The following is a 19,305-nucleotide window of genomic DNA, read 5'->3' as shown; positions in this document are numbered from 1 at the left end:
AGATCTCTAACCAAGCGCGTCCAGAGGGGTGCCCTCTTCAGCCAATCGGTCGATAAGAAGTTTCATCGCATTCTTTTCAGGTCTGGAAAGCGAGATATTTCCAACGGCCAATTTCACCAAGGCACTATTAGATTTGTCGGTAAGAAGATGCTTTTCTTTTGCATTTTTGCGAACAATCTCCGCTTTAGCGACAATCGAAAGCAACAAGACATCAAGATCAATTTCATTATCTATTTTTTTCGTGTCACGCCCATCTTTTTTCAAATCTTTTTCTTCATCAAGACTGACCAAAACATGCTCAGGGAGAGCTGTCACATCGAAGTCAGTCTTTGAAACGGCCTCCCAGCAAGCCTGCATTTTGCAGTATTCGCCTACATTTCGCACATTTGTGGGAGTGCTTCTAATCGCACTAGCCACTTGAGGCGCAAGCGCAGTGATGAACTCTTGAAGCTCGTCAGGTACGTCCTGCGACGACCAAATGATATCCCAGTTGAGAGACGCCTGCCCAATACTACGTATATGATGAGCAAGCCAAGCCAACGTGTAAGCGACAGTCTGAGACTTGAAGCCGCGATCAAGTTGATACCAATCCGATTGCGCGATCATCTTGTCGGTCCACCTGAACAACAGCGCCATAGAGCACGCATTTTTGAACCACGTTTCGTTGTAATCAGCTTGATGGGCCTTCCATGACTTCGCTGTTTCGTCGGCGAAATGCATAAAGCACTTCTGCGCCCCCTTCGAGACAATGTCAGGACGACAACGGAAGGTGACTAAGTATTTTGCGATATCCGTTTTGACCATAACTTTAGCCTTGGGAAACTCAACCTGATACTTTCGTCTTTCGGACTGGCTAGCATAAGCCATACCATCGCGGTACTGGCCCCGCGCACGCTCATAGAACCATTTTTCTCCTGAAAGCGCCCCATCCTGAGGCGGAGCTGCAAGAACCCTCGAATAGCGTTCCATCTGCAAATGAAATGGATGATTTGAGAAGAAATCCGCTTCCGAGATACGATTTTGCGTATTCGCATAACGTGAAATAAGCGGAACTACTTTTTCGACGGCAGTTTCGGGTACAACCGACAACTTCATTTGAACATGAACTTGGTCTAGTGCAGCCTTTCCCACATCCTTTGCATACAGGATAGAAGCTGTTGTCTGTCCCCCGTTCACGATCTGAAGGTCACGAATAGCCGAGATGGCGAGCTGACCGTCACCCAGCTCCTTGAGCTCTACCTCGGATGCCGTCGCTGTCAAACCATTGTTATAGGCGAAAAACATCTCAGGTTCTTTGCGGATCGTCGCGAGAATTCCCTTGTTCACTTTCGTTCTTGCCTGGAGATAGGTTCTTACATTTTGTTCAAGCAAACGCGCCCCATAGAGCCCATAAACTTCGGCCAACAGTTCACCCGGGATTGCCAACAGATAGGATTCATAATCAGCCGATGAGCGAGAAGCTCGTAGACAAGGAATTGGGCTACCGGAGATTTCTTCTAGATTGACCTCGATAGCTTCAGGTGCTGCCCTTGATTTCTGAATCTCAGCATACCTAGCAACGTCAAGCACTGTATAGACGACAGGAATCCCAGCAACATCACCCACTAGCTGTGGAGGCTTCCTAGCAACGAGGCGAGCATTCGACAGTAAAATCACACGTAAACGTCGGATGGTGTGCTGATTCGAATATATCGGATAGGCAGCTGAAAACGCAGAGCTACTATCTTCGAGCGCATTGATAAAATCAGGTGAGAGAGCATTCTCAAAAAAATTGCTCGCCTGCTTCAATGCAGAATCAATTCGTGACGCCTGAAGTGACTGTAGATCCTTTCCCTCCCGGTAGTCACAGACCGCCAAATAAAGCGTACCACGATCTGCATCAAACGCATGGCCATCGACACGATAAGGTCGAGCACCTCCTTCTTTTCTGCAGTATCCGTACTCAAGATCTATTGTGTCGCCGTTCTCGCTCGCGGCCTCGGCGTATATTTCAAAGAACGCTTCTTCCTGAAACAATCCACTTGCTTCCGCCTCAAGCATTACATCTTCGCGCAGATCCTGAAACGCCGTGTCGAGCTCATCCACCTATCAACTCCTCCAAAGTCGAACGCAGATCTACAAGGTAAGGCTGACAGTCAGATACCCGAATTCTGTAACGTACCTGTTCCACTCCGTGCCTAAGTTCCGCCCGTTCTATCCGCGGAAAATTATCCCTGATTTTATAAAGGGCCCTGTCCACCAGCATCCAGACTTCGTCATCGTATTCTTCATGTGGTTCATACCCTGCTTCCAGCAGCCCGATAGCAAGAAGATCAGACGCTGCGCCTCCAGCAGCTTCCCCAAGCTTAATCAGTTCCTTCGCAATAGAATTGAGAGTGCAGGCATTGGATGCACTGCTTGGCACTGGGGAAATACCTTGGTTGCAAAGAAATATTTGACCCTGCACCGGGTCCAACTGATCCTCCGATGAAATCGAAATCATGCGGTCAGCGGTTACTACTTGAGTTTTCACCTCAAAAATCGCTGAGGAAATTACAAAGTCCTGCTCGTGCCCCTCATGCCCTGTCCAAGCGAGAAGTGCGGCTCCAAGTCCCATCCTCGGAACGAGCTCGTCTCTAAGAAAAAGAAGCTCACCAATCAGTCCAATTCTTTCACTTCGCGAAAGGCGTTTATCGTAACGCTGCTTTAGCATTTCTTGCCAACGGTGCAACTCTTGCAGAGTTCGAGTAAGAGCCTCACGAGAGTTAGAACTCAACATTGATTGGGTAGCGAGCATAACTCCTCTGCACATAAGGGAGAAATTTTGAGCGTCATTATCATCATGAAGGGTAACAACAAGACGTGTCCGATGGTTGGACCAAGGTTCGAGTTCGATGGACATGCCCACCACCCTCGGCAACACAGATTTGGCACCATTTTGCAGATCCGTATCGAGAAGAAAGAGGTATTTACCTCGGCTATCTCGAGCAATGCTATATTCAAGAGAATGGCTACTATCCGCTAGGCTTACGTTCAATGTCCCTGGTTCTGGTGCAGGTCCAAGGGCTTTCCAACGCTCAAACATCCTGCACACCTGCAATAGCCTCTGCGTCATCATCTTCTTCGGTCTGGATTTGCTCCTTCAGTTGCGCAAGATAGACCGCATTTACTTGGTATGTATGTTCCTTAGCCGGCTTACTGGTCTCTGGCATGCAAAATGAAAGTGTAACGGCACGGTCGCCAACACGAAGTTTGTCATCTGAATGCTTTTTATCTTCATCGCTATCTCGCTTCGCCAACGAAGGCGCGAAATAATGTACAATGAGCATTGGCTTCTGGCGAACACTGCATGCTGCACGTTCTCTTTTGTACTCGTCAGCGCCCACCCTTCTTTCAGCTTCTTTTATTTGATCCGCATCCAGTCCAATCCATGCATCTCCTGGATCAGCAACGCGGCTTCTGGCACCGTAAATTCTGTAGCAGCCGTCCGATACGGTGCCTTGCTTTCTTCTCCTGTAACGAACTGTCTCGCCGACAAAGACCTCTTCGTCTCCAATTCTCAACATTGGAAGAACGACGTCCCAGTCGGACATCTCGTCTGATATCCGATCCTTGATATAATCTTGCAACAGGGAAGAGTTCGAAATCTTGGCTAGATCGATGTGAGGTCCAAATTCAAAATTCGCTATGAGATCTAAAACATCTTTTCCGTTTGCTGCCCAAGAGATATGAGCGATCTCTCCTTTTTCAGGCATTTTTAGCTGCTTAGTTGGGCTCAGTAACTCAAGAAACTCTGAAACTATTGAAAGATTCTGGGCTGCTTTCTCACTATCATTGGGCAACGAGTGACCTTCGACATGACGAGCCGAGTAGTCTTGGGCAATCGTCAACTCCTGGGCAGTTCGCATCTTGTTAGCTGCGGTCACACGGATTGCTAAGTCACTTTGGCGCACCTTGAGGCCAAAATCTGCCGGGGTGCGGTTTGAGGCCCTCATCCGAACCACCTCTCTCCGAAGCTCCTCCGTCGCCTCATCAACATACTTGTAATGTTCTAAGGAACTCTTCGGAAGATAAAGACGGCAGATATGTTCGTAGTCAGGGCGATAGCCGAACCAGCGGGCCATTTGCATCAACGTGTCACTTGCTGCAACATTTCTGAGAAGATACGAAACTGTCAGTCCTTCCAACGTTAACCCGCGGGACAAGGCAAGACCGCCTATTGCAATCACATGCAGCCCATGCTCCTTGTTAAACGAATAATCGAGTGTCCCACCTCTCATGTTGATGGTACGAACTCTAATACTTTGAATCCCCTCGTTAAGGCACCCTAGTATGTTCGTCCACGAATAGCCCGAGTTCGAATACTCCTTGTTAAAGCTCTCCTGCAGCTCGGCGATGGTAATGTCGCGAATTTTTCTGGGTTCAAGTGCTCCGTATACAGAAACAGCATCCTTTAGCTCAGACAAATACTCATGGACGTGACCAAGGATCTGCTCTTGTATTGCATTAAAGCGACTCACGTTGATCATCATCGAACAGCTGGAATCACCCTTTCCCCGGAAAACTTGTATTGCGCGCGTCAAACAAAACACTCGGATGGCATGCTTTAAGCTGTCAGGAAGATCAGCGATCTTATCTCCACTCTTGTGATTCAACTTCAAAAGCGGATCATAATCGTCAACGATCTTGACCATCTCGGAACGCAAGTCGCCGCCATCCCTAAATACACGGTGGGAACCTATGTAGTTTGATGGCGGCTCGAGTGCCTTTATGAAATTCCCCGGAAACAGGTCGTCGTTCTCCATTTTCTCGGAGGTTTCCGGATCAATAAAAATGTTTGCAAAAGGAGTAGCCGTATATCCGACGTAGGCCGACCTCGGGAAACGAGCCAAGATTTTCCTTATGAGTCCATTGATCGCCGTGGTGTTTTTAGGCTCATTAGCTGTATTGATAGACGCATTATCAGCTTCGTCATCAATAAGAAGTAACGGCAGATCGAACCCTCCGGTATCCTCTTGCTCTTCTAACCATTCATCGAGCCTTTCGAGTACCGCTTTATTCTTCTTAGTCACGAAAATTATCGGCTCTGCGTGACTCGTCAAATCAAAGTAAATTCCTTCACTACTAGATTTGAAATCGGAGTCCCTTGTCGTACCGAAAGAAGGCACCCTCCTCTCTGCAGCAAACTTCTGAATGGGTAGGGATTGTTGAGCTGCAGCGTTTCGAAGAGACACTTTACCAATAAATGTCTCGTCAAGACGCTCCTGTGTCTGCGTACGTAGAGAATTCGTAATACCAGCAAGAAGTATGATTACACGATATCCTGCGTCTGCTGCCTTGCAAATCAGGGCTGAATAATTGGTTGTTTTTCCCATCTGTACGTTGCCCATAACCATGCCACGAACTGCGTGGTATGCCGGGTCTAGTGGGTCACCACAGAGATCCAAAACTTCATCAGTGTCAGAATCTAGGGTCGCTACGACCTCTGAAGGCAACTTTCCAGTTGTCCGGTAGTATTTTCTGAGACGGTTCCAATAATAAAGGTTGAGTTCTGACTTTTTTCCTGAGAGCCATGGTCTATGCCCCTTTGAAATCACTGCGCCACGCCGTTGTGTCACCCGAAAATTCGCTTTAAGCTCCCGGGCGATCGAGGCCAACTCATCAGGACCAAGATGCGTGAACGGACCTTCACGAACGATTTCTTCGATTTTACCTTCTGGCAAGCCGGCACCGGTGGCGAAAATATCCGAAAATTCCGCTTCTATATGAATACGGAAATACGCAAGCTCTTTATCGTACATTCTTCCACCATCCTTTCGACTTCAAATGCTCTTCGACAACAGATGCTTGGCCCGCCCAAGGCTCTGTCACCTGCAGCAATTCCCACAGCTTCTGGAATGATCCCTCTGAGCGCGCCAAGAGAGATGGCAAAGCTGTTTCAAGGCGTTCGACAAAAGCGTCCCGATCCAGAGCGCTCTGGTTCATCATCTCTGGGCGCACGGCAAAGTCTTCGCCAATGCTGATTGCCGGAAAGCAGTCCTCAATGACGCCCAACGCAGCAGTGAAGGTTTGGGCGACTTCAGCATTCTCATGCTCAAGCAACTGCACAATGAGGGGATGCTCGCGATTGAGGTAATATCGAACTTCACCGTTACGGACATACTTTGCCCATACGGGAGTTTTACCGTCGGTCGGCTTGATCCGACCTCCGCGCGATTGAAACACTTTGCCGGACTGACCTTTGAGGCCCTTTACGATTTCTTTCAGCCGTGAACGCAAACCAGATGGTAGCTGGGCTTCAGACTTATCCACCGTTATCTTCCAGATTGCGTCAAGGCTATTGGGGATATTCACAGCTATCCTGACCAACTGAGACAACTCACCGTGACGCACCAGCCGAAACCAAGTGCCATGCATTATCAAACGATGTTGCCGATAGATGTAGAAGCCTTGGTTTCGTACGAACCCTTCCTCGCCGCCCAACTTTTCATGGTCATGAGACGAAATTTTCGAGAAATGCGGAAGGATGAAGGCCTGAACATTGAACGGTTTACCTTCCAACTCGAGATGCTCGACTGGACCTTCCTGTGTAGCCAAATGATCGCGCAAGAACGGATCGACAGGAGAGAGCAGCCCACCATTGAAAGAAATCTTCAGCTTTCTGAGCCCGAACTCCCCCGCAATGTAGCGATGAAACGTAAGTGCTAATTCGGACTTGGCGTGCGCGACTATCTCGTTGAACCCCTTGCTGCTAACCCTTCCGAACTCGGAAAGTCGGTCGCACTTGGTCCATATGACCTCAGTTCCATCATGTTCAAGAAGCTTGCTATTTGCAATTTTATCAATTTCACAAGGCTCGAGTATCGCCATTTTCCAGTCTGCAAGATCGTCAAGATCCCAGCTTGCACCAGATAGACCCCCATTCTTTCTCGTCAGAACAGTTAAATGCCGGCATTGGGAAAACGACGCGGACTTCATACCCCAACCAAAGCGCCCCAAATCGTCGTCAGCACGTTCGTCATCAGGGTTTGCACTTGCTGGTCGCATGGCATCACAAAGTTCCTCTTCGCTCATACCATGGCCGTCGTCGAGAATTCGAACTTCCGGTTCGCCGTCGCTACGTAAACAAAGAATATCGATAGAGCGCGCCTTGGCCTTGATGCTATTGTCCAGCAAGTCAGCAAGTGCACTTGGCAAGTCGTAGTTTCCGAAGCTTCGCGCTGATGTCATAAGCGCAGCCGCATCAGGTGGATTATTCGTGTATTTCACCAAGCGTCGAAACCCTATCCAGAACATATCCTCCTAATATAGTGATCATCTTTTTTTTCTAACGTAAATGGTTGTTGTCAAAAAAAATTCTCTTCAATCGACCATCCCTCATGACTGTCCATTAGCTGTTCGATTTAATTGACACAAAACACAAGAGCCCGCGACAAGCGCGGGCTTTGGAAGCTGGGCAACCACTGCTGTCGTTGCGTCACATTCATCAGACTGGCGGCATACTGAAGAAGAGCCATTCAATTCGCGCCGGTTCGGCCCGCAGCCGACCCGTTAAAGCTAGCGTCCTATGCTGTCGCGGATCTTCTGAAGAAGTATTGCCGACTTCCATCAATCGCTGGCCCGGTAACAGGGTTGGTTCCTAGTTCCTGCAGCTGGGCAACGACTGATCGTGCCGAAGTATTCTTATGGGCTGCCAAGCTTGAAGCGGAGACGTAAGTTGCCTTGAACCGCTCAATCGCATCCAATGAAACCTGCCTGCGAAGACGCCCATCTACCGGGACAGAGATTGTTTCGAGGAAACCCTTATGCACGAGATGACGTGTTGCTTCTTCATTTAGCCCAAGCATCCTTGACGCTTCGCGAATGGTAACGGCCCATTTGATTGTCCGTTTCTCATTGTAAAGAAAAGCTGTGAAATCTACGTCATTGAAGAACAGATCTTTGAGATTGATCACTTTTGTCGAACGCTTCAGTGCTTTCAACTCGCTACCGAGCAAACCCTGGATAAGGTCAACGATACAAAGCCCCTTGGCGGTACAGCGACGTAACGCTTTGGTAAAAGTCACAGGCTCATCTGCGGACCGACAATAGGTTGCCTGTTTTGTCACAGATGCAATAAACTCATCGACATCCTGCTTCTTGAAAGTCCAGTGCTGGGAATTGTCAACCTTCGGCCCCTTGACGGCTTTGATCAGGCCAGCATTCACCAATTTCATGAAGGGGTGCTTTGAAACGCCTAGTAGCTCTTGCGCATCAAAGGTACTCAGCAGGTTCTCACGCGCGTTTCGGTATCTCTCAACCTCCGAGACTTCTACGACGCGAAGGCATCTGCTTTGCATCTGTCTTGTGGTTGCGGCCAAACTCCCCTCGGTGATATCACGTCTCAGGATACTTGGATGAATACCAAGGCGTCGTGCCGCTTCCGCAACGGTAACAAACGATTGATCCTGGGACCATTCATCAGACAATCGTTTACTGGTTGGCACGACAAACCCTGCAAACCATTTACCTTCAATATATTTAGCAAATTCGGCACGGATGAGATGCAGATGCTCAACCTCCTGCTGCTTGCGAAACAGATTGGTGTAGAGTGATCGAAATTCCGCCTCGAGCCCGACGTGTTTTTCAACATCCTGTTCGGTGAATTGCCGCACCTCATCGAGCAGCAAGTGAAACCCGTTCGGCCAATCGGCAAGAATCATAGAAACCCGATCAAACACCTCGCGCAATGCGTCCGCAGTAAGATTGTAAAACAATTGTCGGCCGGTTCCTCGCCCGCGACCGGAAATATAGGCCGCCAAGAACATCGTGTGGTTCAGAAGATCTGTGAAACTCAACTTCTGAAATGCCGGATGCAAGGCGCACTTTTCGTCTGCCAGCTGACCGTGGAAGCGCTTCTCTAGCAACCTGCAGAAATCTAGTGTTTTATCGGGTGCTGAACGCGGCCGAAACGGCCTTAAATCCGCTCCACAGGCGCATTCGAGAAGGTTCTCACGCCCCCAACCAACACGACGATCACATTTTCTGCAACTCTCAAGCAGATAGATCCCGTGTTTCGGGCAGGCACTCAAAGGCTTGAGATCCCACACGGCACGATGGTACGGAGCTTCGCTCAAGCAGTCAGGACAATAGCGAAAAGAACGCCTTTCCTTTGCACAGATGTGAACTTCATGCGCCCCCACACGAACCCACCGAGGCGCCACGACTTGGTTCTGCATATTTGAAAGCTCGCGGCCCTGGAGATTTAGCGCGCTTGCCAACTTTGCAATGTCATCACGCGGCAAATATGTGCGTGGGTGAATACCAAGCTGCCTCAGCATCCAGTTTGGATTGTGATAACCATTTTCCGTCGAAACCCTGAGCAGATATCCTCGGAAGCTTTCAGCCTTCTCCGGCTTAGGACGTACCAATAGTGACAGATCACCTGACATGTGTCTCACCTCGCTGAGAGGACTTCGTTGATGTTTTGAGAACGTGATCTCGCGCTAATCGATGGGATGCATCCCGCCACCGACATGTGCCTGCTCTCGGGAAGCGGGTCGATTGCTTGCCCATCCCAACTGTCGAGAAACGGATTGAGAACTGCTTTGTCCGGCACAAGGCGCTCCCTGAACGATTTGGCGAGATGCTGCCGGGTTATCGACGAATCATTGCATTTGGCTGCTTCGTATGCGGCACCATGGATCAGCTTGATCAAAAGAGAAATCAGACCTTTTGTCGCAGCATGGCAGCGGACAGCTTGGCCCTTCAAATCGCTTTTGCCTCCCAAAATCTCCGCAAGCTTTCCGTCTACCGCGTCAAGGATCCTTGTGAACTCTGCACGCTCTGCCTTGTCGTTCCAATCAAAGGGCGAGAGTTTAGTCTGATAACTAAAGCGCCGCATCAGCTGTTCATTTGCCGTCAGCACATTTCTCGAATACGGAAGCCCAACCAAAGCCACCGGGATCGATGTGTTGGAAATAAGATTCTTCAGCCAGTCAGAAACATCGAGGATAACCCGCTCGCTCTTGCGATCGATAAAGTGCTGAAACTCATCAAGGATGATGAGTTTCGTGCCGCACTCCCGAAGCAGTTTGCGAAGCCTTTTGGTTCTTTGCTCAAGTGTGCCCCGATCAGAAAGAGGGTCGCCAAGCTTATCTAGAAGCTCGGACGCCATATTCTTCATCGTTGCCGGCACCGGAATTACCGCGCTCAGAACAGGAACCAGTTTACGGTCCTGGGTTTCGACAGGCTGGTTATCGACGAGAAAAGCCTTTGCAAGCGTCGACTTCCCAACACCTGATGGACCATGCAGAAGCATACAAACCGGTTCTCCATAGCCCGTATAGGACTGCATGCATTCATCAAGCCGTGCCAAACCGGTCTTGAAAGAACGATGGCGGATAAGAACATCACCCATCACCTGATTGATGTCAGAAAGCTTGTCTGGATTAACAGCAATACTCATACGTCATCCTTTCCGACAGCCTGAATACGCTGCATGCCATCAGCAAGAAAATCGTCATCTTCGACCAGGTCGTCACGATAATCTTCCTCCTCGCCCGTTGGTGCAGCATCAAATGAGATCTCATAAGAGGTGTTCTGCTCGACAATCCGATCTTCATTCGAGGGTGCTTGACTGGAGGACTCACGAAACCGTCCAATCCGTGCATTGGTTGTGCGTTTTCGCTTCTTGGTCTTGGCCGTTTCCTGAATAAGGTCGTGAATCTGTTCTTTGACTTTTGCAAGTTCAGTTGGATCGATCTTGCGCGCCCCCATTTTCCGAAGGCACTTACGAACGATCTTGTGCGGCCATAACCCGAGCCCTTCTGCGTATTCAGGGTTTAAAGCTGGGACCTCGAAATAGGTATTGGTTCTTGGATCACGGACATGAATGCGCCCCATATTGGTCGGGTCGAATTTCATATCTACCTGGAAATCCTTGTTAGAGCTGTTGCGGAGCTCGGTCAGCTTTCTTGAGCTGTACCAAATGCCCTCTATCACAATCCCTTTGGGATGAATTTTCCGAACTTCCTTGAAGCAGGAAAGAAGAACATTGAGGTCCTCCTGATCGGAAATAAGCCGAGGCGGAAACGTCTCCACACCTTCAGTCCATCTTTCAAGCGGTATTGCTTGTATACCTTCGTGCATCTTCCTGGCATGAATTTCGACAATCCATTTACACAAGACATGCTCAAGAAGTGCGATAGGAACGCTAGCCTCTCCAACCGCATCATTCTCTGAGCGTGCGTCCTTGTTGTGAAAGGTCTTTCCCGGCGCATCACACAGAAGAGATCGGTTGATCTCACCAAAAATCCTCTCCACAACACCTTTGGTCCATGGTGACTTCACTTTGTTATGCTGAATGGTGATACCTAGTTGGGCACACGCTATTTCCAGATCTTTGGAATGGAATTCAGGCCCGTTATCCGTAACAAGAACCTCGGGCACACCATAACAAGGCCATGTGCCTTCAATGTCTGGGTAACGCTCATTAACCCATTCCTTGGTTCCAATCGCATTGCGCAGTGCCATCATTACACTCGCTGAACCTGGCGCTTCGAAACCGAGATAAAAGCCCAAAGGCATCCGTGAAAAATGATCAATGATCAATGTGAGTGTTGGCCGCCCCAGTGGAATGTCGAGATCCTCATCGTAGGCGATGATATCGAGAAGACTGTGGTCGATCTCTACCCGCTCAAGTGGTCGAGAGGAGAATGCACCTTTTCCCACGTGTCGTGTTTCCTTGTCGGCAATGTGTTTCCCGTATCGGCCCTTTAAGTATGTGTAGGGCTCGAGTTTCTCGATTTCGCGATAAAGAGTTCTGAGCGTCGGCACTGCCAGTTGATCAAATGTTGGTCTGTATGCATTCAGTCGTTCGATCTCGACGACGACAGCGGAGTAAACATCCGTCGGCCTAGGCCTGGACGTAACCAGAAATCGCTCATTAATTACGGCCTGAAGGATTTCGAGTACCTCTGGAGAAAATCGTCGCTGTCGGTTTCCGCGGCGCTTTGTTTGCGGCACCAAAGCCGCAGGATCGCCGCCAGCCTGACGGTAAAGTTTGCACCAGTTATAGAGCGTTGCCACAGACGGCGGTTTAAGGTCGTTAAGTTGTGCCGCACCAATTTCGATGCTGGCTTTGACCAAAGCTGCGCCGCACTCTGCAACCCTTGGCTTCTCGACCAATTTTACGTAGGCAAGCCTGCGACGAAGCTCATCGCGATCTTTGTCGGGAAGGACACTCAGGTCCTGGCGTTCTAAAACTTGGTGCTTCCGGTCACCAACTATGATGGAAGCTTCACCGTTGGCCACGGAAAATGCCAACTCAGGTCTTGGGATTTTCACCAATTGACCGTCATCTTCTGACTCAAGCTGAAGAATATCCCCTGCAAGACAACGACGAACGGCATAGATGGTTTCACCAACAGACACCTCAGTTCCCATACCGATGCGAACAGCAACCATTACGAAACCCTCCGCAAACAAACAGGTGTATCTTCGTTGTCGATTGGTTGATTAATATCGACGCCAAGAATGCCTTGAGCAATGAGTGCATAGACCTGCTGGAACGGAACACCATGCTCTTTCAAATGTTCGAACAACCCCGCAAGGGTCTGAACACCGCTATCAATGAGATCGATAACCACCTGTTTGCTGGCAGGATTTATGATTTCGCGCTGATAGCGCAAGAGTTTGGTGATGTTTGAAAGTCGCGGTTCTTTTCGGATTTCGCGCTCAGTCATCACGAGGAAATCTACGCCTTGTGCGGCATAGTGCTCCCGGAATGCCACAAGTCTCTCTTTCAAGGGGCTTGTTATGGACTGTTCGTAAGGCTTCACTTCAAAGACAGTTACACCAGTCGTCATCCGCGCGATAAAATCGGGTGTGTATTTACGCCTTTTTCCGCTCTCGAAATACGCAATAGGTTCGGGTTGCTCCCGATATGACAACACCGCCGGATCAAACTCCAACAAACGTATCATGTCGCGCTCGAGCTGGGACTCCCAGTGGACGACCCGGCTGGATTTCAAGCTTGGAAACCGACCAACAACGCGATGCGTTGTCCGCCGAACAACCTTCCTGCTTCTTTGTGCATGGGGATCAAACATCATTCACAATCCACGTTATGATTCGTGGCATATTATGATTCAAATCACCTTTGCACAATCGAAAAATTCTGCTATGGGTAATTGAAAGATGTTTTAACGCAAGGAAATCTCCCCAAGATGAACGCGCAATCCTTTGATGAACTGCTTGCAAAATTGGACGACGCACGGGGCCGGCGGATGCCCTGGACACAAATTGCGTCGATCATCAACGAGATCGAAAAAACGCCAGCAGGCAAGCAATACTCTGCAAATAAAGAACATTTCTGGGAGATGCTTGCTCAGAAAACGCGATACACACGCAATGCATTACAACGGATGCGCTCAACACTCATCCGCGGCAATGCCATCGCAGATCGCGAAAAAACGAAACTGCAAGAAATTCTCGGACAGCGTTCACTCGAACCAAATGCCCTATTTGACGTACTGGGCCACTTTCATACTGCTGAGCTGTTCGCACGTATTTACAGCGCTGATCCGGATGCTGCATTCAATCTTCTGGCTCAAATGCGCGACGAGAGGGTCCCGGTGGTGCGTATCAAGGAAATCCTCAGTGAAGTAACGAACCGAAAGCACTCTTCGTCGGCGAAGCCAACGTTCTTGACGCGCAAAGACGCACTTCATAGAGAACAAGCTCTCGCTTTAATTGATGAGCACAAGTCCCTTCTGTACGGAGGTGACGATGTCAGTATCTATTTCAAGAGGTATGAGTTTGAATTCGTCAGCATCGACGCTGTTGGCATTCGCTGTGGCGATGATGGCGCCTTGCAGCTGGTTGACGGTTTCATGTTCATGACCAGTATTCCCGCAAGACACAAACTGGCTTTCCAGAACCTGCTGTCGGATATCGATTATCGCTCGAGTTTTTTCCGCCACGTATGGCTTTGCAGAAACAGCTCGTTCCGATGGCCATCAGAAGAAATTAATGCTGCGATTGACGCTCTGGACATTCATCAAGTTGGGATCATCGAATTTGACGAAGAGGGCGGCGAGATGAAGATTGTTCGTCGTCCAAAAGGAGACGCACGACCCTCGCGCTATTCTCTAACCCTTCGCGAAATCATGCGTCAGGGCATACCAGATTTTGGCATGGTGTGATACCTGATCAATTATTTACCTGACAAACGGTATTTCGTCGAACGCCCGCGTCCTTCGCAAACGCATAGATAGCCTTTGTCGACCAGGTCAGTAAGGTGGCGCGTCGCTGTCGCCTTACTAACGTCGTTAATCGCAGCATATTGTGATGCGCTTATGACATTCTGATCCGCATCATCATGCAGAAGCACAAGAATTCTAACTTGTTGCGTCAGAAGTCGATTTTCTGGCTGCATTGTCACGAGGCTGTTTGCTTCAATATTCCAGCTTAATCTCGTGATTGCCCCATCAAGTGCATTTTCCAAAGTTTTGAAAAACCAGATCATCCATTCCGTTATGTCCAAACCGGAAGACTGAGTTCGTCCCAACACTCGGTAATAGTTCTCACGGTCGGCTAAAATGTAAGGCGCCATTGGGTACAAGACAGCATTTTTGTCTGACTGGAATAGTGCAAGGTCAGCAACCGCGCGTGCGCTCCTGCCATTGCCATCTTCGAACGGATGCACGGTCACGAACCACAGGTGAGCCAAAGCAGCTCTCGAAATCGGATCTATTTCTTTGGCTTCCCGACTGGAAACAAACCAATTAAGGAATGTTTCCATCTCAATTGCAACGCGTGATGCGTCAGGGGCTTCGAAATGAATTTTCCGGTCGCCGCTTCCACTGGAAACCACGTTGATATCTTCGGTTCGCCATGTTGCAGGCTGCCCGATTTGAGTCGATGAGTACGTCCTCTCGAACATGCAGCGCTGCCACACCCCTAACCGATGCCGAGTAAGGTCTTCAGACGGCTCATCAAAAACGTTTGATATCAAAGCAGCAGCGTTTGCCTCCAGGGGACCGATACTGTTGGCTGCTTCGGGAGAGATGGTTTGATCAAAGCCGCGCTCGATTTCATCGGTTACAACATTTGCGTCGAGGCGCTCACCCTCAATTGCAAAAGACGCAACAATGTTCTCAGTAAGTGCTTTGGTGTTTAAGGCTTGGGTGCCGTTCAGGGAGTTGACCAATCCGGCCACGTGTCCCTGTTTATGATAAACAGAGGGTAAGCGAGCTTGGATCTGCTGCCCGTCCCAAGTGAAGTTGGGCCAGTCGCCATGCTGCCAATTCCATTTGCCCATATCAATGCCCCCTCGTGAGCCGATTAATCACCATATTCGGCTCACATGTTGACGTGAATAAATTTCACGGAAGAGGCAAAACCTACAACAACTCGCGATTTTGGCAAAAAATAACCCCCCAAGAGGCGCATCACTGAGCTCCTAAGAACTGCAGGCTAAGCGTGGGGGGTGTTGTTGGTACGATTCTAACTTAACTAGGCGCCCAGATGCAACAAATCTCAGCGGTTAAATACGAGTAGAGCGCATTCATAGCATTCACTTGAACTTGCTCTGCTCGTTCTAATTTTATGCGTCACAGATTCTAAATTTATGTGTCGCGTTTCCAGTTTTATGAGTCAATTCACAGCCAGTGCATCAAACGTCGAGGTTGGCGACCTTGAGCGCGTTGGACTGGATGAAGTCGCGGCGCGGTTCAACCACGTCGCCCATCAGGGTGGAGAAGACTTCTTCGGCCTCATCGGCGTGGCTGACTTTGACCTGCAGCAGGGATCGGACATTCGGATCAAGCGTGGTTTCCCAAAGCTGATCCGGGTTCATTTCGCCCAGACCCTTATAGCGCTGGACCGAAATGCCGCGGCGGCCGAATTCCATCACCGCATTGACCAGATCGACCGGGCCATTGATTTTCCAGGTCTTTTCCTTGGCAACGAATTGCGCGCCCTTTTCAAACAGTTCGCGCAGATCCCCAAGGATGCCGGCAATTGCGCGGGCTTCGGCCGAGCGCAGGATATTGCCGTCAATCACATGGCGCTGTTCAACACCACGCAGCATGCGCCACAGGACAATTTCATCCATCGGCGCTTCGCCGTGCCAGCCACGGTCGTAGTCTTCTTCGAGGCTGTCGAGATGTTTAGCGAGCGTTTCGGCGGCTTCGAGGCGTTTGCCATCATCGTCAAGAAGTGCAGGGTTCAGCGCACCGGCAAGCGATGCCTGTTCGAGGACCGAAATCGGCAGCTTGATGGAAAGCGGTTCAAGGAAGCCTTTGGCCTTACGCGCCAGTTCCACGACACGGACCAGATCCGGACCGGCCAGCTGCTGACCATCGGCAAGGGTCAGGACAGCGTCCTCGGTCCCCTGTGCGGTCAGGTATTGCTCCATCTCGCGGTCGTCCTTGAGATACTGGACCGAGTTCCCGCGCTTGGCACGATAGAGCGGCGGCTGGGCAATATAGAGATAGCCGCGTTCGACCAGTTCGGGCATCTGACGATAGAAGAAGGTCAGAAGCAGGGTTCGGATATGCGCGCCATCGACGTCAGCATCGGTCATGATGATGATTTTGTGGTAGCGGGCCTTTTCGATGTCAAAGTCATCGCGGCCAATCCCCGTACCCATGGCGGTAATAAGGGTGCCGATTTCCTGACTTGAAAGCATCTTGTCAAAGCGCGCGCGTTCAACGTTCAGGATCTTACCACGCAGCGGCAGGATCGCCTGGAACCCACGTTCGCGGCCCTGTTTGGCCGATCCGCCTGCGGAATCACCCTCCACGATGAAGAGTTCGGCTTTGGACGCATCGCGTTCCTGACAGTCGGCCAATTTGCCCGGCAGGGACGAGATATCCAGCGCGCCCTTACGGCGGGTCAGTTCACGGGCCTTGCGTGCGGCTTCACGGGCGGATGCCGCTTCGACCACCTTGGTAACGATCTTACGCGCATCCTGCGGATGTTCTTCAAGCCATTGCGCGAGCTTGTCATTAAGGATGTTTTCCACCACCGGACGGACTTCGGATGAAACCAGCTTGTCCTTGGTCTGGGATGAGAATTTCGGATCGGGCACCTTGACCGAGATCACGCAAGACAGCCCTTCACGGGCGTCATCACCGGAAAGGGCAACCTTTTCCTTTTTGGCGATGCCGCTTTCCTGGGCATAGGCGTTGATCTGACGGGTCAGGGCCGCACGGAAGCCAGCCATGTGTGTGCCGCCATCGCGCTGCGGGATGTTGTTGGTAAAGCAGAGCGTGGTTTCGTGATAGCTGTCATTCCACTGAAGCGCCACTTCGACGGTGATGCCGTCTTTTTCGCCTTCGATGCTGATCGCTTCTTCGATCTGGCGCGTCTTGTTCCGGTCAAGATATTCGACAAAGGCCCGAATACCACCTTCGTAATGCAGCTTGGTTTCAACCGGCTCGCCGCCACGTTCGTCCCGCAGGGTCAGGATCACGCCCGAGTTCAGGAAGGCCAGTTCCCGCAGGCGGTGTTCCAGGGTCGGCAGGTCGAAATCAAGCTTGGTGAAGATTTCGCCGTCCGGATAGAAAGTCACCTCGGTGCCCGAAAGCGGGGTTCCGTCCTCGGTGACCGGGGCGTCGCCAACAACTTCGAGCGGCTTGATGGCATCCCCACCGGAGAATTCCATGTAGTGTTCTTTGCCGTTGCGCCAGACGCGGAGTTTGAGCAGGGTCGAAAGCGCGTTCACCACCGACACACCCACGCCGTGCAGACCACCGGAAACCTTATACGAGTTCTGGTCGAACTTACCGCCGGCATGGAGTTGGGTCATGATGACCTCGGCGGCGGAAACGCCTTCTTCCTTGTGCATGTCGGTCGGAATGCCACGCCCGTTATCGCGGATGGTGGCAGAACCATCGCCATTGAGCTGCACCCAGACGGTGTCACAGTGACCGGCCAGCGCTTCGTCGATCGCGTTATCGACGACTTCGTAGATCATATGGTGCAAACCGGTACCGTCATCGGTATCACCGATATACATACCCGGGCGTTTGCGCACCGCCTCGAGGCCTTTGAGAACCTTGATCGATTCTGCACCATACTCCGGCGACATTTCACCAGTGTTCGGCGTTTCTGTTTCGTTGGTCATAGGGTCACAACCTCGGCATTCACGGAGTGGTTTCTAGGGTCAGTGTGGCATCTTCCACGCGGAAGAATTGCGCACGACCGTCCAAACCTTCAAACAGCGCCCGGTCCGTGCCTGTCATCCAGGCCTGGACGCCAAGCGCCACGATTTCATCAAATAAATGGTTGCGGCGTTCTGCATCCAGATGCGCAACCACCTCGTCAAGTAACAGCAGCGGGCCAGCCCCGCGCGCCTTTGTCTGCAGGCGGGTATTGGCCATGATGATCGACAGCAACAACGCTTTCTGTTCCCCGGTGGAACATTGATCTGCCGACTGGCCCTTTGCATCGTGCCAGACCAGAAAATCACTGCGTTGCGGGCCGACCACCGCCCCGCCATAGGTCGCATCACGCGACCGTCCATCGCGCAACGCAGCCCGCATTTTGTCTTCGACCTCGACCGCTGGCAGGTTTTCCAGCCAGTCTTCGAGATCCCCGGTCAGCGCCATACGGGCTGCCGGAAACGGCCCGATGGCCATGGTTCCCGCACGGCGCAACCGTTCAAGCAATTCCCCACGTGCCACAGCAACCGCAATGCCATGGCGGACCATCGAATCCTCGATCGAGGCCAGCCATTTGTCGTCGCCCTTGCCTTCCTTGAGCAGCTTGGCGCGCGAACGCAAGGAATACTCATAGGCCGCAACACGGCTGCTGTGATCGGGATCGAGGCCATAGACCAGCCGATCCAGAAAGCGCCTGCGGGCGGACGGACCATCAAGAAACAGTCGATCCATTTGTGGCGTCAGCCAAACTGCGGCACATACCCGGCCCAAGGCCGCCTGCCCACGCTGGGCCTGGCCATCAATCCGGACCGCCCGGCGTTCACGCCCCTGTTCAAGGGCGGCCGGATCAAGACCGGTGCCAAGTTGAAACACCCCGTCAGGCGTTTCCATATCGGCCGACACCGCCCAGGCGCGGGGCGCCCCGGTATCCGTTGGTGGCACGCTGCGCGCTATTTCGCCCAGTTTGGCGCGGCGCAATCCACCGCCCGGGGCCAGAAGCGACACGGCTTCGAGCAGGTTGGTCTTGCCCGCCCCGTTTGGCCCGGTCAGCACAACCGGCGAGCTGTCGAGCGACAGGCGCAGGCCTTCGTAACAGCGAAACTCGCTCAGCTGGATACGGGAAACGGCAAGACGGCTTGTCATCGACACCCCGTCTTTTGGCATGAGGTTATTG

The 19,305-nt window shown here is 51.2% G+C and carries 12 protein-coding genes; 1 reads left to right on the top strand and 11 read right to left on the bottom strand.

Features of this window, described 5'->3' with window-relative positions; genetic code table 11:
- Positions 1-6: 6 nt before the first annotated feature.
- The 8 genes from ACXAF0_RS02940 to ACXAF0_RS02905 all read right to left on the bottom strand — a co-directional run bounded on the left by ACXAF0_RS02940 (position 7) and on the right by ACXAF0_RS02905 (position 13,073).
- Positions 7-2,085 (bottom strand): AIPR family protein, encoded by a 2,079-nt coding sequence (locus tag ACXAF0_RS02940; protein WP_475343537.1) that lies wholly within the window; start codon positions 2,083-2,085, stop codon positions 7-9.
- On the bottom strand, positions 2,078-3,064 hold the full coding sequence (locus ACXAF0_RS02935) for a PD-(D/E)XK motif protein (protein ID WP_475343536.1): 987 nt from the start codon (positions 3,062-3,064) through the stop codon (positions 2,078-2,080). Before ACXAF0_RS02935 ends, ACXAF0_RS02940 begins: the two co-directional genes overlap by 8 nt.
- On the bottom strand, positions 3,057-5,780 hold the full coding sequence (locus tag ACXAF0_RS02930; RefSeq protein ID WP_475343535.1) for a Z1 domain-containing protein: 2,724 nt from the start codon (positions 5,778-5,780) through the stop codon (positions 3,057-3,059). The genes ACXAF0_RS02935 and ACXAF0_RS02930 overlap by 8 nt, the downstream gene beginning before the upstream one ends.
- On the bottom strand, positions 5,770-7,275 hold the full coding sequence (locus ACXAF0_RS02925) for an ATP-binding protein (RefSeq protein WP_475343532.1): 1,506 nt from the start codon (positions 7,273-7,275) through the stop codon (positions 5,770-5,772). Before ACXAF0_RS02925 ends, ACXAF0_RS02930 begins: the two co-directional genes overlap by 11 nt.
- Before the next feature lie 269 nt (positions 7,276-7,544).
- Positions 7,545-9,410, bottom strand: a complete 1,866-nt coding sequence (locus ACXAF0_RS02920) for a helix-turn-helix domain-containing protein (protein ID WP_475343531.1) — start codon at positions 9,408-9,410, stop codon at positions 7,545-7,547.
- 5 nt (positions 9,411-9,415) lie between these two features.
- Complete coding sequence (locus ACXAF0_RS02915; RefSeq protein WP_475343529.1) at positions 9,416-10,426, bottom strand: TniB family NTP-binding protein; 1,011 nt, start codon at positions 10,424-10,426, stop codon at positions 9,416-9,418.
- Positions 10,423-12,426, bottom strand: a complete 2,004-nt coding sequence (locus tag ACXAF0_RS02910; RefSeq protein ID WP_475343527.1) for a Mu transposase C-terminal domain-containing protein — start codon at positions 12,424-12,426, stop codon at positions 10,423-10,425. The genes ACXAF0_RS02915 and ACXAF0_RS02910 overlap by 4 nt, the downstream gene beginning before the upstream one ends.
- Positions 12,426-13,073 (bottom strand): TnsA endonuclease N-terminal domain-containing protein, encoded by a 648-nt coding sequence (locus tag ACXAF0_RS02905; protein WP_475343526.1) that lies wholly within the window; start codon positions 13,071-13,073, stop codon positions 12,426-12,428. Before ACXAF0_RS02905 ends, ACXAF0_RS02910 begins: the two co-directional genes overlap by 1 nt.
- Positions 13,074-13,187: 114 nt before the next feature.
- On the opposite strand from ACXAF0_RS02905, the gene ACXAF0_RS02900 reads away from it, so the two are divergent.
- On the top strand, positions 13,188-14,165 hold the full coding sequence (locus tag ACXAF0_RS02900) for a hypothetical protein (RefSeq protein ID WP_475343524.1): 978 nt from the start codon (positions 13,188-13,190) through the stop codon (positions 14,163-14,165).
- A gap of 11 nt (positions 14,166-14,176) precedes the next feature.
- On the opposite strand, the gene ACXAF0_RS02895 is transcribed toward ACXAF0_RS02900, so the two are convergent.
- From ACXAF0_RS02895 to recF, 3 genes are all read right to left on the bottom strand, one after another.
- Positions 14,177-15,283 carry a Fic family protein gene (locus tag ACXAF0_RS02895; protein ID WP_475343522.1) on the bottom strand — a complete coding sequence of 369 codons (1,107 nt, stop codon included), beginning with the start codon at positions 15,281-15,283 and terminating at the stop codon, positions 14,177-14,179.
- A 354-nt stretch (positions 15,284-15,637) separates the two neighbouring features.
- On the bottom strand, positions 15,638-18,094 hold the full coding sequence (gene gyrB / locus ACXAF0_RS02890) for a DNA topoisomerase (ATP-hydrolyzing) subunit B (RefSeq protein ID WP_475343519.1): 2,457 nt from the start codon (positions 18,092-18,094) through the stop codon (positions 15,638-15,640).
- A 19-nt stretch (positions 18,095-18,113) separates the two neighbouring features.
- Entirely contained in the window at positions 18,114-19,274 is a 1,161-nt protein-coding gene (gene recF / locus ACXAF0_RS02885; RefSeq protein ID WP_475346215.1) for a DNA replication/repair protein RecF, read from the bottom strand.
- Positions 19,275-19,305 lie beyond the last annotated feature (31 nt).

The sequence above is a fragment of the Thalassospira sp. ABD4_177 genome (assembly GCF_056160125.1).
This window is presented reverse-complemented; position numbering and strand designations above follow the sequence as displayed.

What these genes read in the sequence shown, in the direction of transcription:
- ACXAF0_RS02935 (WP_475343536.1), bottom strand. Translation starts at nt 3,064, where the DNA reads ATGTTTGAGCGTTGGAAAGCCCTTGGACCTGCACCAGAACCAGGGACA.
- ACXAF0_RS02930 (WP_475343535.1), bottom strand. Translation starts at nt 5,780, where the DNA reads ATGTACGATAAAGAGCTTGCGTATTTCCGTATTCATATAGAAGCGGAA.
- ACXAF0_RS02925 (WP_475343532.1), bottom strand. Translation starts at nt 7,275, where the DNA reads ATGTTCTGGATAGGGTTTCGACGCTTGGTGAAATACACGAATAATCCA.
- ACXAF0_RS02920 (WP_475343531.1), bottom strand. Translation starts at nt 9,410, where the DNA reads ATGTCAGGTGATCTGTCACTATTGGTACGTCCTAAGCCGGAGAAGGCT.
- ACXAF0_RS02915 (WP_475343529.1), bottom strand. Translation starts at nt 10,426, where the DNA reads ATGAGTATTGCTGTTAATCCAGACAAGCTTTCTGACATCAATCAGGTG.
- ACXAF0_RS02910 (WP_475343527.1), bottom strand. Translation starts at nt 12,426, where the DNA reads ATGGTTGCTGTTCGCATCGGTATGGGAACTGAGGTGTCTGTTGGTGAA.
- ACXAF0_RS02905 (WP_475343526.1), bottom strand. Translation starts at nt 13,073, where the DNA reads ATGATGTTTGATCCCCATGCACAAAGAAGCAGGAAGGTTGTTCGGCGG.
- ACXAF0_RS02900 (WP_475343524.1), top strand. Translation starts at nt 13,188, where the DNA reads ATGAACGCGCAATCCTTTGATGAACTGCTTGCAAAATTGGACGACGCA.
- ACXAF0_RS02895 (WP_475343522.1), bottom strand. Translation starts at nt 15,283, where the DNA reads ATGGGCAAATGGAATTGGCAGCATGGCGACTGGCCCAACTTCACTTGG.
- gyrB (WP_475343519.1), bottom strand. Translation starts at nt 18,094, where the DNA reads ATGACCAACGAAACAGAAACGCCGAACACTGGTGAAATGTCGCCGGAG.
- recF (WP_475346215.1), bottom strand. Translation starts at nt 19,274, where the DNA reads ATGACAAGCCGTCTTGCCGTTTCCCGTATCCAGCTGAGCGAGTTTCGC.